Annotated in this window: 11 protein-coding genes; 5 read left to right on the forward strand and 6 right to left on the reverse strand. The window is 71.8% G+C overall.

From position 1 onward, the window contains the following. Window position 1 precedes the first annotated feature (1 nt). The 4 genes from BKA22_RS15220 to mobF all read left to right on the forward strand — a co-directional run bounded on the left by BKA22_RS15220 (window position 2) and on the right by mobF (window position 5,163). Window positions 2-367: a hypothetical protein gene (locus BKA22_RS15220; protein ID WP_146951582.1), complete on the forward strand. Its 366-nt coding sequence runs from the start codon at window positions 2-4 to the stop codon at window positions 365-367. 73 nt (window positions 368-440) lie between these two features. Beyond that, window positions 441-641, forward strand: a complete 201-nt coding sequence (locus BKA22_RS15225) for a three-helix bundle dimerization domain-containing protein (protein WP_146951583.1) — start codon at window positions 441-443, stop codon at window positions 639-641. Window positions 642-829: 188 nt separating this feature from the next. Next, on the forward strand, window positions 830-1,069 hold the full coding sequence (locus tag BKA22_RS15230; RefSeq protein ID WP_146951585.1) for a hypothetical protein: 240 nt from the start codon (window positions 830-832) through the stop codon (window positions 1,067-1,069). 551 nt (window positions 1,070-1,620) lie between these two features. Next, window positions 1,621-5,163 carry a MobF family relaxase gene (mobF, locus tag BKA22_RS15235; protein ID WP_146951587.1) on the forward strand — a complete coding sequence of 1,181 codons (3,543 nt, stop codon included), beginning with the start codon at window positions 1,621-1,623 and terminating at the stop codon, window positions 5,161-5,163. Window positions 5,164-5,647: 484 nt separating this feature from the next. Here the strand turns inward: mobF and BKA22_RS15240 are convergent, their stop codons facing one another. Further along, on the reverse strand, window positions 5,648-6,826 hold the full coding sequence (locus BKA22_RS15240; protein ID WP_146951588.1) for a hypothetical protein: 1,179 nt from the start codon (window positions 6,824-6,826) through the stop codon (window positions 5,648-5,650). Between the two features lie 28 nt (window positions 6,827-6,854). Between BKA22_RS15240 and BKA22_RS15245 the strand changes: the two genes are divergently transcribed. Further along, window positions 6,855-7,382 (forward strand): hypothetical protein, encoded by a 528-nt coding sequence (locus tag BKA22_RS15245; RefSeq protein WP_146951589.1) that lies wholly within the window; start codon window positions 6,855-6,857, stop codon window positions 7,380-7,382. A gap of 421 nt (window positions 7,383-7,803) precedes the next feature. On the opposite strand, the gene BKA22_RS15250 is transcribed toward BKA22_RS15245, so the two are convergent. From BKA22_RS15250 to BKA22_RS15270, 5 genes are read right to left on the reverse strand one after another with little or no spacing between them, the layout of a single operon-like run. Continuing rightward, a complete protein-coding gene (locus tag BKA22_RS15250) occupies window positions 7,804-8,763 on the reverse strand; it encodes an ArdC-like ssDNA-binding domain-containing protein (protein WP_146951591.1) in 960 nt (319 codons plus the stop codon). Window positions 8,764-8,769: 6 nt separating this feature from the next. After that, window positions 8,770-9,990, reverse strand: a complete 1,221-nt coding sequence (locus tag BKA22_RS15255) for a transglycosylase SLT domain-containing protein (protein ID WP_146951592.1) — start codon at window positions 9,988-9,990, stop codon at window positions 8,770-8,772. Continuing rightward, entirely contained in the window at window positions 9,987-11,750 is a 1,764-nt protein-coding gene (locus tag BKA22_RS15260) for a type IV secretory system conjugative DNA transfer family protein (RefSeq protein WP_223203418.1), read from the reverse strand. Before BKA22_RS15260 ends, BKA22_RS15255 begins: the two co-directional genes overlap by 4 nt. Before the next feature lie 38 nt (window positions 11,751-11,788). After that, window positions 11,789-12,898 carry a DnaB-like helicase N-terminal domain-containing protein gene (locus tag BKA22_RS15265; protein WP_146951596.1) on the reverse strand — a complete coding sequence of 370 codons (1,110 nt, stop codon included), beginning with the start codon at window positions 12,896-12,898 and terminating at the stop codon, window positions 11,789-11,791. Beyond that, window positions 12,895-14,088 (reverse strand): putative type IV secretion/conjugal transfer ATPase, encoded by a 1,194-nt coding sequence (locus tag BKA22_RS15270; RefSeq protein WP_223203419.1) that lies wholly within the window; start codon window positions 14,086-14,088, stop codon window positions 12,895-12,897. The genes BKA22_RS15265 and BKA22_RS15270 overlap by 4 nt, the downstream gene beginning before the upstream one ends. Window positions 14,089-14,096: the final 8 nt, after the last annotated feature.

Below are 14,096 nucleotides of genomic sequence, written 5' to 3' on the forward strand. Positions count from 1 at the left end.
GATGACCGACCCGCAGAACACCGCACGCCTGCGAACCGCGTACCGCGACCTGGCGCTCGACTGGCAGGCAGAGGCGGGCAGCCCGGCTCGTGCCGAGCGCACCTTCCACCGGCTGCGCGCGCTGCACGATCAGCTCCGGGAGTCCGAGGACGGACGCGAGGCGATCATCGAGCTCCTCGACGACCCGGTGACCGTGGCGCGCTGGATGGCGGCCAGCGGGGTGCCCGGCTGGGCGCCCGGGCTGCCCGCACCGTGGATGGAGAGGATCGAGTCGCCGACGGTCCCGAACGAACCGCCGCAGGACCGCGCGACGGACCCGACGGCACCCGCCACAGCACGCTCCCGTCGAGCGTGCGAAGGCGCCTGAACGGCCGCGCGCTCGAGCGATCGACCGGCTCTCGGTCTTGACGACGTCGCCGCGCGGGGCGATGGTCGAGCGCATGGAACTCGACGAAGAACGCGCCCTCACCGAGCTCGTCGGCCGACTCGAGACACGCTTCCCCACGCTCGGTCGAGACCAGATCGAGCGCGACGTCACGGCGCACCACGTGCGGTTCGAGGACGTGACGATCCACGACTTCGTCCCCGTGCTCATCGAACGCCAGCTGGTCGAGGCCTACCGCGAGTCCGCTCAGGAGTAGCGGGGCCCGCGTCGTCCGGGCCTTGCGTGTCGCGCGGACCACCCCGACGCCAGGAGTTCACGACGACGAAACGGCTCGGCCATGGTTGGCCGCTAGCGTGGCGAACGCTGAAGACACCTCGACGTCGGTGAAACGGCTGCACCCTTCGCCCAGGGCGTCGCGTGGCAGCCTGGGACGGAGGACGACACATGCCCGAGTACACCTTCATGGATGGAGTCCTCCGCGACCGCGCGCTCAGCGCCGCGGAGACGCCGCTGGGCGGCACGCTCACCGTCGCGGTCGTCGACCTCGGGCTGGACGAGGGCGACGAGCCCGAAGCCGACTACGCCGTGTCACGCGCCCCTGACGGGGCCGCTCCTGGCGAGCTGCGCTTCATCACCGCGAGGGGACGCTGGCCAGACGGGGACGCCGAGCCGAGCCTGACCTGACTCAGCAGGCGAGTCGCGGCCCCAGTCACCGCCTCCGGCCCCGGCGAGCGACCGCCACCGTCGCCAACCCGGCCAGGAGCAGCGCGATCGTGACAGAGAGCAGCCATCCGAGCTCGGCGCCCGTCATGGCGAGCACCCCTGTGCGGCTCTGGCTGGGAGTTTCGCCCCCGAGGCCGCACCAGACCCGTCGGTGCCCGCCGACGCGTCGCCACCGGGGGCGGCTGGGGCGACGGTGCGGTGCACGAGGACCGTGTAGGCGTGCGTGACCTCGCAGTCGCCCTCCGAAGGCGTGATCGTGCTGCCGAGGCGGCTCAGCTCGAGCGCGCCTACTCCGGACAGTCCTGACCTCCTGCTCGAACGAACGCGACATGACCGTCGAGGGATGCTGGGCGGTGCGGATCATCGTCGCCATGGCGAGTCTCGGGCTGGCAGGAGGCGTCTGACTCATCTGGCACCCGGGCGTGGGCGTCGTGTGTTGCGTCGCGCTGATGCACCCCTGCCGGTGTGGACCGGGAGCGGATCGGGCGTAGCGGTGGTGAGCCGCGGTGGTGATGACGTTGCACCGCCTGACGGCGGGTGCCGGGTACCGGTACCTGTTGCGGCACATCGCCACGGGTGACTGCGCGCGGACCGGTCGGGCCCCGGTGACGTCTTACTACACCGAGTCGGGCAACCCGCCTGGTCGCTGGTTCGGTCGTGGCCTGGATCGGCTAGGTGCGGCGCGCAGTGACCTGGAGCCGATCGGCCTGGAGGTCGGGACGGTGGTGGTTGAGGACGCGATGGGTCGCCTGTTCGCTCACGGCCTGGATCCGATGACCGGCGTGCCGCTGGGCCGCGCGTACCCGAGTGCGACCTCGCCGGCCGATCGTGTCGCCGCGCAGACCCGCAAGCTCCCCGAGGCCATGGATGCGCAGGCGCGCGAGGCGGCGATCGAGGCCATCACCCGCGTGGAGCTGGGGCGGGAGGCGAATCCGGCGGTGGCGGGGTTCGATCTGACGTTCACGGTGATGAAGTCGGTCTCGACGTTGTGGGCGTTGGGTGATGTGCGGGTGCAGCAGGCCGTCTACGACGCGCACATCGCGGCGGTCGCTGCGGCGTTGCGGTTCGTGGAGGACCGGGCGCTGTTCACCCGGACGGGGCATGGCGGGTGTCGTCAGGAGGCGACGCGGGGTGCGGTGGCGGCGGCGTTCGATCACTGGGACTCGCGGGCCGGTGACCCGAACCTGCACACGCACGTCGTGGTGGCCAACAAGGTGCAGGGGCTCGACGGCACGTGGCGTTCTCTCGACTCGCGCGCGTTGCATCACGCGGTGGTGGCGGTGAGCGAATTGTACGAGGCGTTCCTGGTGGACGAGGTGGCCGGTCGGTTGCCGGTGCGGTGGGGGTGGCGTGGTCGCGGCCCGCGCCGTTCGCCGGCGTTCGAGCTGGAGGGCGTGGGCGAGGAGTTGCTGAGCGTGTTCTCCCGGCGCGCGACGCAGATTGACGAGGCGATGACGAGGGCGGTTGCCCGGTTCGCGGCCGGACATGGTCGGGGTCCGAACCGGATCGAGATCATCCAGTTGCGCCAGATGGTCACCCGGGCCACGCGCCCGGCCAAGAAGGTCCACCCGCTGGCTCAGCTGCTTCAACGCTGGCGTGACCGCGCCACCCGCACCACCGGGATGAGCCCTGAGCAGCTGACCGAGCAGGTTCTGCGTGGCGCCGGTTTTCGTCCGGCGCGGTGTCGTGATCTGTCGGCCACCGTGGTCGACGAGCTGGCCACCCGGGTTCTGGAGGGGGTGCGGGAGCGGCGCTCGACCTGGACGCGGTGGAACGTCGAGGCCGAGGCCCTGCGGCTGACCAAGCCCTTGATCGCTGCATCGGTGGCGGAGCGTGTGGCGATCACGGCCGCCATAGCCGAGGCGGTGCTCGGTCGGTGCGTGAGCCTGGAGGCCCCGGCGGCGTTCACCTCGACCGGGCGGTACGCGCGGGCGGACGGGACCAGCGTGTTCGACCGGCCCAGCGAGCACACGTACACCGACGCCGTGATCCTCCAGGCCGAGGACGACCTCCTGGAAGCCTCCACCGACATCACGGCACCGACCGCGCGGGTCCTGCACGCCGACCTGAACCGAGGCGATGGCGAGCAACTGGCAGAAGACCAGGAGGCGGCCGTGCGGCAGATCGCCGCCTCGGGGCGGGCTGTCGACCTGCTGGTCGGTCCGGCCGGGTCGGGCAAGACGACCGCGTTGGCGGCGTTGCGGGCGGTGTGGGAGCGGCAGCACGGGCGCGGGTCGGTCATCGGCCTGGCGCCGTCCTCCAGTGCGGCGGCGAACCTGGCCGGTGCGTTGGGCGTCCTGTGTGAGAACACCGCCAAGTGGCTGCACGAGTCGACCGGACCCGGTGGCAAGCAGCGGCGCGCCGTCATCGACCAGCTGGTGCACGAGCGGCGCGGCACCGGGATCGACCTGATCCGTGCCCGCACGATCGACACCGCGACCGCGGCGCTGATCGGGGAGGACCGCCGCTGGCGCCTGCAAGGCGGGCAGCTCGTCATCGTCGACGAGGCATCCCTGGCCGGCACGCTCGCCCTGCGCGATCTGACCGCCCAAGCGCGCCGCGCCGGAGCCAAGGTGCTCCTGGTCGGGGATCACGCCCAGCTGTCCGCGGTCGACGCCGGAGGGGCCTTCGCCCTGCTGGTCGATCGGACCGGGGGTGCGCGACTGCGCACCCTGTGGCGGTTCACCCACCCCTGGGAAGCCGCGGCGACCGCTGGACTGCGCGCCGGGGACCGCCGTGCGCTGGACGCCTACGAGGACGCAGGTCGCGTGCATGCCGGGCCGGGGGAGTCCATGCTCGAGGAGGCCTACGCAGCCTGGTCCGCCGACGTCGCCGCGGGCGCGGCCGCGATCCTGCTCGCCCCCGACGCCGGCACCGTGACCGCCCTGAACTCCCGCGCACACAACGACCGCGTCCTGGACGGACTCGTCCGCCCCGGTGGCATCACTACCGCGTCCGGCACGGTGATCGGTGTGGGGGACCGGGTCGTCACGCGGCTCAACGAGCGGCACCTGCGAGTCGGCGGCGGGTACGTCCGCAACGGAGACCTGTGGGACGTACGCGGCATCGACCCCGACGGCAGCCTCCTGGTCGTCCGCGCGCACACCCGCCTGGCGCGCCGCGGCGTGGTCGGCATGACTGGATCCGACGAGCACGCCCTGGTTCACCTGCCCGCCGGGTATGCGTACGAGCACGTTGACCTGGCCTACGCCACCACCACCCACCGGGCGCAGGGCATCACGGTGGACGCCGCGCACGTGCTCGCACACACGGGGATGACCCGGGAGAACCTGTACGTCGCGATGACCCGCGGACGAGACACCAACCACCTCTACCTGGCCGTCGACGGCATCGACAACGACTGCGACGGCCCGCCCGACCCGCACGCCCCCGGCGACGCCCGCGACATCCTGACCACCATCCTGGGCACGAGCGGCGCCGAGCGGTCCGCGACCGCGACCATCGCCGCCCGCCTGGACGAGGCGAGTTCGCTGCGCCGGCTCGAACCCATCGCCCGCACCCTGCACGCCGACGCCGCCCACACCCGACTGGCCACACGCCTCACCGCGCACGGCATCGAGGCCGCCTCGGCACGCGCGATCATGACGTCCCCGGACGCCGGGCGTCTCGCCACCACCCTCGACCAGATCGCGGCCACGGCCGACAACCCCGCGGCCACGATCACCAGGATCTTGCACACCGGTCAGGCACCCGCCAGCCCCGATGCGCTGCTCGGGCGCGCCGCGGCCTGGCTGCGCCGACACCACCAGGACGCCGCTGAGATCCGGCCCGTACGCGACCCGGACGGCCTCGACGCCGACGGGCTCACCCTGCTCGACCAGATCGAGCACCTCATCACCGACCGCACAGCCGTCCTGACACGAGCCGCGATCGAAGACGCGCCGATGTGGCTCGACGAGCTCGGACCCGCACCCGCACCTGGACCGGCACGAGAGGCGTGGCTCGCGGCGATCGGCGCCCACGCCACACACCTCGACCGGCGAACCCCGGCAGCCCCCGCGACACGACCAGCCACACCGACCCCGGCGAGGTGACTCAGTGACCGCCCCAGACGATCCCTTTTACCCACCCCGGCTCCTGACGCAGCCAAACTCGCTGCCCGTGCCGATCGTCTGGTGCGCGCACACACCCGAAGATCAGCTCCTCATGCTCGAGGAGCTCGACCTGTGGGTCGACTGGCTCATCGACCGCTACCGGCTCGACCAGCGCGTGATCCCGCCCTGCTGGCACGAGCACCCTGAGCTCCTGGAAGAGCTCGCAGCGCTGCACCTTGCGTGGCAAGGTGCTTTCGCCTCCACCGCGGCCCCCGACGCGCCGCTCCACTGGCACGAGCACTTCGCTGCCGCGACCTCGCGGCTGGGCGACTGGGCAGCGCGGACAGGGTGCCGGCCACGGGGGCATCGTCCTCGGTCTGGGCTTGCGGTTCGTGAGTAGATCAGGTGACGGGCCATGTGCGCGGAGCGGGGCTGCGAGGAACGCTCTGCGTGCTCCGCGAGTGGCTCCCACCGTCGGCGGCGACTAGCCAGCGTTCACACTGGCTAGTCGTGCCCGCCAGATCTCCGCACGATGGAGTTCCCCAAGCTCTAGCGCGAGTTCGCTTGCGACGGCAGCGAGCTCCTGGCGGACGTCCGATGTCTCGGCCCCCTCGAAAGCCGATCCGCTTCGCCGCCAGACGTAAGCAGGCACTGGCACGGACTCCAGAGATTCGAGCCAGTGTCGGTTCGCCTCGAAGATGACCTCTCGCTTCTGGGTCTCCGAGGTAGCGCAACAGGCGCGGTTGTAGAGCAGGAGCGCAGTGGGCTCAAAGCCAAGGCGCTGGGCCTCTCGCAACAGCGCGTAGGCGTCGGAGGGCCGCGTGGTGATCAGGCAGAAGGCGAAGTTGTTGCGGAGCCAGGCGTCAGCCGGTGCTCGGCTGATGAGGAACTCGAAGAGGGCAGCCGCCTCCGAGCAACGACCTTGCCCGAGGAGCATCTTGGCCTGCTTCAAGACCCCGGAGCGGACGGAGGTCCAGCTAGCCTCTTGACGCTCGTCGTCGTCGGTGAGCGCCTTCCGGGCGAGTGCGTGCGCGAGGCGGTCGCTATCGATCGCCACCGACTCAAGCAACTGGCTCGGCAAGTTCGGCCCTTGGGCCATCACGCTGTATCGATACTCCATCTTGAGAGAAGTCGTGTCCCACTCGTCGAGTCCAGGCTCAAGCAGGCGCCGGACCGCCCAGCGATAGGTGTCAGTCGACGCTCGCGTTGACTCATCGACGGCGCTGGCCCAGGTGTCCAGTCGATCCCTGTCGGGGGGCTCCATGCGCAAGAGCTCACCGAGCGGCGCGAAGGCGATCCACCCGTTGAGGAGGTAGCTCGCGTGGCCCAGGGCCTCGCTCAGCTCGTGCGTTCGCCCTTCGAGCCCCATCGATCGACGCCACTGTGCGACATCGAGTACCTCCTCGACGCCGTCCAGTAGAGGTGCATGGGACTCGACCAGGAGCGCGACCGCGACTGTGCCGAGGATCGGTGCCCCGAAGAGGTGAGCGAGCCCGAACCGGATGATGCTCTCGCCGTCGAGCCCTCGATCCTCAAGTGCATAGCTGATAGTGCTGACGAGCTCGGCGCGCGCATCCCAGTCCGTTGGGCATCGCGGGGGCACTTCGAGCGTCGAAGCTGAGAGTCGGAGCAACTCGGCAACGGACGCAGACTTGAGGTCCATCAACTGTCCCCGCCCTTCGGCTCATCAGGTGATGCACCTCACCGATACTGTGGCTAAGATCCTAGCAAGATCTTGGGTAGGATCCTACGACGTGAGGGCCACCGTGGACACGATCTACCAAGCATCAGACCTGGCAACAAAGAGGCGCGAGTTCATCGACGCGGCGCGCGTGGGCCGCGCGCACCTGCGAGACACGGACGGGACTGAGCTGGTCGCACTCCGGGCAGGAGAGCTGGAGGTACTCGAGGGCTTGGCCTACTGGTCGGGGCAGCATCGGCGCATCGAGCGACTGCTACGAGATGTCGCGGAACCGAACGTTGAGCAACTCGGCGACCTGGCTTGGCTGCGCGCGTTTGACCGAGACGACCTACTCGCGTTCGTTGACGAGCTCTACGACTGCCTCATCGCGGCGTCGGCGGATCGTGATCTCGGAGTCCTCGGCAGTGCGATCGCCGCCTGGCGCGCGACAGCCCAACAGCTGGAGGACCCGCTGCGTCGCAGCGTCCTACTGGCACGGCACGATCCCGCTGACTTCGTCGAGGCCGACCGTCCGTGACGCCCGGGGGGAGCGCATACCGGCCGCTTGAGCCTGCCCGGCGGCCAGGAGGCAAGCCTGAAGCTGCGCCCGCGTATCGCGTGCTCGTTCATCGGAAGTTCGCGGGTAAGTGGTCGCAAGTGGTGAGTCGGGTGGGGCTGGATGCTGCTCAGGCACTCTGGGATCACCTCGCGACAGCGCCAGGGTCGCCGCCGCCCACGTCTGCTACGTGCTACTTGCGTGGCAAGGCGGGCTTGCCGCAAGGCCCGGGTTGGTCGAGGACGGTTCACTACGAGCTATCGAGTATGGCAAGAGTGAACTACCAGTTTCACGACGCCTTCCGGGCTTCCGACTCGGGCGATGAGCATCGTGTCGTTGGGATCTTGTCGATTGACTACTCCAGCCACTGACCCGTCTACCGAGTTCGGCACGGCCCCGGCGGTCAGTCGAGTGCCAGGGTGCGTGGTTGAGGAGCGACCGACGCGGGGCTGGTCAGATTGGCTTCGAGGGACGGCGGCCGGACACCCGAGGTGAGGGGAAGCTCCCGCAAGAGGGAGCGCGACGAGGCGATGATGATGCTCAGACTCTGTCGGAGTCGATCGAGCGCGCCATCCGCCCAAGCAGCGACGTAAGGCACGGTGTACGGATCGGCGACCATCCCGGCATGAGTCGTCACGATGTACGCGATGGACTCGGCCTCCACCTCTGCCTGCCCCCGGCAGGTCAGGTCCGAGGCGTACTCGGGGAAGCGTGTGGTGTGGTCGGCGCGGATGTGTCCGAGCTCGTGCGCGAGGGTCTTGACCGCCTGCGCTGGGTCGACGTCCTCGCGCACGCGCACGCGCCGGCTGGTGAAGTCGGTGTAGCCGTTGACGCCTGGCGGGCAGCCGCCCCGGTCGAGGGTGTACCCGTCCTCGCGCACGAGACCGGCGAGGTGATCCCAGAGTCCCGCGGGGGCGTCGCCGAGGAGGAGCTCGGGTGTGTTGTCGGGCACGGGGTCGCCGTCGGTCTGGGTGATGTCGAAGACGTGCACGATCTTGAACCCGCGCAGCACCCGCGCGGGGGCCGCTGCGTCATCGCCCGGTCCGGCGTGGTCGGTGGTGGGTGGTGTCGTGGTGTCGTCGTCGAGCTGCCGGTAGATGCAGGGGGCGAGGATCGCGATGCCGTGCTCGCCCTTGGTGACGCGTCGGCCCAGGGAGTTCCAGGTGCGGATGCCGGCGACGCGGGTGGCGTCGGGTCGTTGGGTGGCGATGAGTAGCACGTTGGAGGGGGAGTAGGTGGGGAACCGGGCGGCGATGGTGAGCATGGTGGCCCAGGCCTCGGAGTGGACGAGGTTCTCGACGGCGTCGACGAGCTGGGCGTGGATCGCAGCGAGTCGTTCGTCGGGGGAGGGTCGTTCGGGCATGGTCGCTCACCTGCCTGGGGGTGCGGGGTGGATGGTGTCGGCGGGCAGCAGCGCGCCGCGGCAGACGGGGTCGGACCAGCCGAGGTACCCGCCGCCGCGGTAGAAGCCGGTGAGCTGGGCGAGGGTGAGCAGGTAGACGCCGCCGTGGTTGCCGGTGGCGGCGTCGAAGGCGCCGTTGGAGGTGACCTTGATCTGGGTCGGGTCGCAGCGTCCGGGGTCGGCCTGCACGACGATGGAGACGTGGCCGAAGGGTCGGCCGGTGTCGAAGAAGACGAACGAGCCCAGCGGTGGGCAGAGGTCGTCGGGGTGGGCGTGCCCCTCGGTGAGCATCTGGTGCCAGTGGGCGGTGGCGGAGGGATACCCGGAGCCGAGGTACCCGTAGGCGCGGCACGCGAGCCGGTCGCACAGCTGGGTCCACCCGGAGGTGACCCCGACGTAGGCCATGGCGTTGCGCACCGCGGTGGCCACGTCGACCGGTGTACCTGCCGGCACTCGGACGTCACCGCGGCCGAGGTCAGGCACGCAGCCGGCAGAGCCCTGGGTGCCGGACGCGTCGGCGATGCTCGGGTCGGGTGCCGGCTCGGGGTTCTCGGCTTGGGCGCCGGAGACGGGGTCGGCGGTCCAGGCGGCGACCCGTTCGGCGACGTTCGCGATGAAGTCGCGGGTGGTGGCGGGGATGGTCGGGTAGGTGCGTAGCCGGGACTCGCCGGCGTTGTGGGCGATGATCAGCGCGTCCAGGACGGGGATGGTGGAGGAGGCCCAGTCGGGGTGCTCGGTGCGGATCTGTCGCACCCCGGTCAGTCGGTCGCAGAGGTAGCGGCCGGCGACGGTGGCGTGGATGTCGGGGTCTTGCACGTCCCAGGTGCCGTTGCCGTTGAGGTCCGCTGACCAGGGGTGCCCGTAGGCGTTCTGCCAGATGGTGGCGTTGAGCTGGAACAGGCCCCAGGTGCCGCCGTTGGCGTCGTCGGCGTAGGCGTCGGGTCGGAACCCGGACTCCTGGGCCATGACCGCGGCAATCCACGGCTCGGGCAGGTCGGGGCACCCGGCGCGCACCTCCGCCACCCACCCCCGCGCCGCCACCGGGACCGGCGCGTCGTCAGACAGGGTGCCGCCGCCAGCGGTGGCCAGGCACTCGTGCGTGCCGAACGCGACCCCGAGGGCCGTGACGATGGCGAGGGCGGGGACGGCGAGGATGCCCAGGGCGCCGAGGGTGAGCTTGCCGATCATGTGGGCACCGCCGCCCCGGTCGCGGTGGCGTGCTCGACGGCCTGCTGGTCGGCGCGCAGGGTCGCGGCGTCGTGTCGCCCGGTCCAGGGGGTGAGGTCGATGACGGTGGGTCGGGTCTGGCGCAGCAGGAGCACGCCGGTCCCGAACGGCAGGGTGCGCAGTGCCGAGGCGGGCATGACGGGCACGGTGCGCAACGAGGTGGAGGTGGAGCGTTCGCCGCCGCGGCTGCTGGCGCGGGTCTGGGTGAGCTCGTCGATCTCGCCGAGCAGGCGGGCCACGTCGTCCAGGTCGCGGTACTTGGCCAGGCCGCCCAGGACGATCTTGACGGTGGCGGCGTCCCAGATCGCGTCGGCGGCGTGCTCGCCCCAGCGGGCCCTGGCCTGTGCCAGGGACTGCAGGACGGCCAGGGTGGTGATGCCGGATCCGCCGCCTTCGGCCATGAGGGAGGGCAGGGACGGCAGGGGGGTGAGGTTGGCGATCTCGTCGAGCGCGAGCAGCAGCGGCGGGTCGAGCCGCGCGCCGGGTGAGCGGGCGGCGAGGGCGCGGGCGGTCTCGGTGATGTCCTCGACGAACGCGGCAACGAGGGGTGCGCAGGATCCGGAGGCGACGGCGGAGGCGAGCAGGTAGAGGGTGCCGGACTGGGCGAGGAAGGTGGCCGGGTCGAACTCCTCGCCCGGGGGTGGGTCGACGGCCTCGAGCACATCGGGGTCGGCGAGGGCGGCCAGGGACTGGCGCACGCCGAGCCAGATGGAGTCGCGGGTGCGCGGATCGGAGTGGATGGTCGCGTCGAGGGCGTCGGCCCACCCGTCGGCGGAGCGGGTGCGGTTGAGGATGGTGACGGCGTCCTCGGCCAGGGCCGGGTTCAGCGACCAGCGGTACAGGTCGACGGCGCGGCGTCCGTCGAGGGCTGCGGCGTGCAGGAGGCAGCGCAGGGCGGTCTCGGTCTGCCCGGCCCAGAAGTCGGAGTCGGAGACGGTGCGACCGAAACCGGCCCCGGCCGCCAGCCCGCGGGCCCGCACGAGGGCGGTGCGGGGTGTCTCGCAGCCGCGCACGGGTGACCAAGCCAGCCCGCCGGGCAGACCGGCAAGGCGTTGGGGGTCGAAGATCGCGACGGGTCCGCGGGTGCGCCGGTGGCGCAGGGTGACGGCCAGGGTGTCGGGGCGGGTGGAGGTGGCCACGACGGGGCCGGGTGCGTCCAGGACCCAGGGGATGAGCAGGTGCAGGCCCTTGCCCATGCGGGGCGGTCCGACCAGCAGGGAGGAGTCCTCCACGGTGCACCACAGGTCGCGTCCGCGCAGCGTCCCGAGCCGGTACCCGACCTGCGCGGCCTGCGCGGTCCGATCCAGCGACGGTCGCACGACGGCGGCCCGCCCACGCAGGGCGCGACGCCCGGCGACGGCCAGGACCTCGCTCGGGGACGCCATGCCCGGCAGGGCGCGCAGCTCGTCGATGCCATGCCCGAGCCGCCGGCGACCGAGCCGCGAGCAGATCAGGGCCACCGAGGCGACCACGACGGTGACGACGAGGGTCGTACTCGCCCAGTACGCGACGGGTCCGGGCATCAGGTCGGGACGAGGCCAGGCCAGGGCCGGGTTGCCGGGGTGCGCCACGGCCCCCAGGGCGGTCAGCATCCCCGCCTGCGGCAGGGCGCGGCCGGTGAGCAAGCACGCGACAGCGGCGCCCACCCACAGCACGGCCGCGACGACGAGCACGCCGGAGAGGGCGGCCAGTGCCCAGTCGGTCAGGTCCGGCCCGCCCACGGACCCGGCGCCTGGTCGCACCGGGGGCCGTCGCCCGTTCACCGGGACACCACCTGCCCGGCATCCCGCCCGACACCGGTCGGGTTCGGCGACGCGGCGGCGACGGCGGTTGTCTGCGGTGCCAGGGCGGTGGCCGTGATCCGCAAAGCGCTGGTGATGGCGTGCCCGGCATCCACCAGGTCGCCGACGAGGGTGGCCGGGTTGGTGGCGGCAGCGCGCAGGTGGCCGGCTCCGACGTCGGCCAGGTGGCGGACCTGGTCGGCGGCCACCTGGCGGATCACCTGCGGCGGATGGGCGTACCAGCCAGCCTCGACCGCGGCGGTCAGGTCCTCCAGGGCGGGCAGGTCTGGGCCGTGATGGGCGTGCGCGTGCGCGGCCCACGCCACCGTGGTCAGGTCGACGCGTTGCCCGAGCTCGGCGAGCTCGATCGTCGTCCCGTACACGGCCCGCCACCCGGGGTCCTCGACCCGGGTCGGTGGCAGCCAGTCGACCACGTCGGGTACCAGGTCGGGGTGGGCGATAAGGGTGCCGACGAGCGCGACGAGGTGGGCGTGCTCGGCGTCCGGGTCGCGGAGCGGGTGCGCCTGCAGGTACTTGTCGGCGGCCGTGCGGGCCGCCAGGCCGGTGTTGCGGGTCGCCGCGCGCAGGTGCAGGGGCACGACCACGTCGTCGTGCGGTCGCCCGGTCGCCTGCGCCCAGCGAGCCCCGACCAGGTCCAGGTCCGCATCGACGACGGCGCACGTGGTGGTCAGCGGGGCGGGGTCGGCGTGCGTGACCGCGTTCAGGGCAGAGGCTTGCAGCAGCACGCCCAGCCCCGCGGTCTCCCGGCGCAGTCCACCGTCGGCGACCATCCGCGCGTAGGCGAGCGGCTGCGGGTCCGGGGGAGTCGCCGTCAGCAGCTGCGTGAACCGGGGCAGGTCCGCGACGCGCGGGCCGAGGCGGTCGAGGAGGACCGCGGCCATCGAGTTCGGGTCCAGGCCGCCGACGTGGTGCCTCTCGAGGAGGGCGGTGTAGACCTGGGTGTGCCACAGGTCTGCGAAGTCGTCGGGCCGCAACCACCTGCGCACCTGCTCCAGGGCGTCGGGCCGCAGCATCAGCGCACCGAGGGTGCCCTGTTCGGCGAGTCGGACGACGTCGTCGTGGTTCATCGCGATCCACCTCCCAGATCGGTCTCCTCACGCATGGCCGCGTCGGTGTCGACGACGGCCAGCTCGGCGGGGTGCAGCAGGTGGTGCACGACGTGCGTGCGCGCCGGCATCGTCCACAGCCCGCTCCCGCGCGGCAGTAGCGGCAGCAGGTCCCGCTCGGCACGCGTCAGGCCCAGCGCGGTGGCGGTGCCGGCGAGCTGGTCGGACTCCTGCCGGTAGATGACTCGGGTCGAGCAGTCCGCCAGCAGCCCCTCGGCCAGGGCGCGGGCCTCCGAGCCCTGGCGGCCGATCGCGTCCAGGTCGGACAGGCGGTGCAGCACCATGAGGTTTGCGATGCCGTGCGCGCGCGACAGCTTCCACTGGGCCTGCATGCGGCGCACCAGGGCGACCTGTCGCAGTAGCCGCCACGCCTCGTCGTAGATCACCCACCGCTTGGCCGACGTGGCCAGCAGCGCCCCCTCGAGCCACGCCGCCGAGCACGTCATCGCCAACGCGAGGGCGTCCTCGTCCGAGCCGAGCCCGGACAGGTCCAGCACGACCATCGGGGCGTGCGGGTCCAAGTTCTGGGTGGATCGTCCGTCGAACAGGCCGGCCAGGTCGCCGCGCACCAGGCGCCGCAACCCGTGGGTGACGTCGCGCCCATCGGCCACGCGGTCCTCCACCCGCAAACCGTCTGCCTTCGCGGCTGCTCGGTCGGGTGCGCCGAGGGCCTCGACGACGGACCCGATGGTGGGGGAGGCGTCGTGCTCTTCGGTGAGGGCCAGTGCGGCATCGAGCGCGCCCTGCTCGGCCGCACCCAGCTCGCGACGCAGCGTCAGTGCCGCGACAGCGGCCAGGACCCGCCCGCGCGTCGCGTGCACGTCGACGCCGGGTGCCACGTCCAGCGGGTTGAGCCGGGTCGACAGCCCCGGGCCGAGTCGCACGACGGTCCCACCGGCCGCGCGGGCGACCGGGGCCCACTCACCCTTCGGGTCGCCCGGCACGTACACGGCCCGACCGGCGGCGATCGAGCGCAGCGCCAGGGACTTGGCCAACGCGGACTTGCCCTGACCGATGACCCCGGCCAGCAGCACGTTCGGGTTCGTCAGCTCACCCGCGCCGTACAGCGCCCACGGATCGAAGCAGAACAGCCCACCGGTGAACGCCTCCACGCCGACCGGCACCCCGAGGTCGCACGGCGGGGTGGCCAAGAACGGGT

The organism is Cellulomonas soli, assembly GCF_013409305.1.
Lineage (GTDB): Bacteria > Actinomycetota > Actinomycetes > Actinomycetales > Cellulomonadaceae > Cellulomonas > Cellulomonas soli.

Excerpts from the sequence above, each read along its gene's own strand:
- BKA22_RS15230 (WP_146951585.1), top strand. The coding sequence starts at position 830 with ATGCCCGAGTACACCTTCATGGATGGAGTCCTCCGCGACCGCGCGCTC.
- BKA22_RS15225 (WP_146951583.1), top strand. The coding sequence starts at position 441 with ATGGAACTCGACGAAGAACGCGCCCTCACCGAGCTCGTCGGCCGACTC.
- BKA22_RS15240 (WP_146951588.1), bottom strand. The coding sequence starts at position 6,826 with ATGGACCTCAAGTCTGCGTCCGTTGCCGAGTTGCTCCGACTCTCAGCT.
- mobF (WP_146951587.1), top strand. The coding sequence starts at position 1,621 with ATGACGTTGCACCGCCTGACGGCGGGTGCCGGGTACCGGTACCTGTTG.
- BKA22_RS15255 (WP_146951592.1), bottom strand. The coding sequence starts at position 9,990 with ATGATCGGCAAGCTCACCCTCGGCGCCCTGGGCATCCTCGCCGTCCCC.
- BKA22_RS15265 (WP_146951596.1), bottom strand. The coding sequence starts at position 12,898 with ATGAACCACGACGACGTCGTCCGACTCGCCGAACAGGGCACCCTCGGT.
- BKA22_RS15250 (WP_146951591.1), bottom strand. The coding sequence starts at position 8,763 with ATGCCCGAACGACCCTCCCCCGACGAACGACTCGCTGCGATCCACGCC.
- BKA22_RS15220 (WP_146951582.1), top strand. The coding sequence starts at position 2 with ATGACCGACCCGCAGAACACCGCACGCCTGCGAACCGCGTACCGCGAC.